At 62.7% G+C, this 566-nt stretch carries 1 protein-coding gene; it reads right to left on the bottom strand.

Annotated features, from left to right (window positions below):
* Window positions 1–437 (bottom strand): IS5 family transposase (locus tag ABD842_RS13670; RefSeq protein WP_345114896.1); only part of this gene is annotated, 437 nt, incomplete at its 3' end.
* Window positions 438–566 lie beyond the last annotated feature (129 nt).

The following is a 566-nucleotide window of genomic DNA, read 5'->3' as shown; positions in this document are numbered from 1 at the left end:
GGCCGGTGCGGGAGCAAGGCCACGCCGGCTGTGCTGTCATGCTGATTGGCCGCGTGTACATGTGCCGCCCAGATGCGCCCGCCCGTGTCAACCAAGATCTGCCGCTTGCGCCCGTTCACGTGCTTGCCTCCGTCCGTGCCCCGGTGCTCGTGAATGCGCGGAGCCAGGCGGACGCTCTGACTGTCAGCGCACAGCAGCGACGGCGCGGCGGGCCGCTCGTGCGTTAGCCGATCCAGAGCGTTGATCACTAGGTTGAGTTGCTGCCAGAGCCCGGTGCGCTGCCAGCGGTAAAAATAATAGTACACGGCCGTCCAGGGCGGGTACTCGGCCGGCAGCTTGCGCCATTGGCAGCCGGCACGGCACACGTAGAACACCGCGTCCACGACGCGCCGCAAACAGAGCTGCCGTTTGCGTTGCACCGGCAACAGGCAGCACATAACTTGCCACTGCGAGTCAGTAAGGGGTTGAGAGCTGTCAACCATAATGTGTCCGGAAGCCTAGGAACTCCCGCCGCAACTTACTGACTCGTTTCTGTTTACTTCAAGTCCAATTCCCAAACACCCTCT

The organism is Hymenobacter algoricola (assembly GCF_039539525.1).
GTDB classification, from domain to species: Bacteria; Bacteroidota; Bacteroidia; order Cytophagales; family Hymenobacteraceae; genus Hymenobacter; species Hymenobacter algoricola.
The sequence above is the reverse complement of the archived record's forward strand: the minus strand, read 5'-3'. Positions and strand labels throughout refer to the sequence as shown.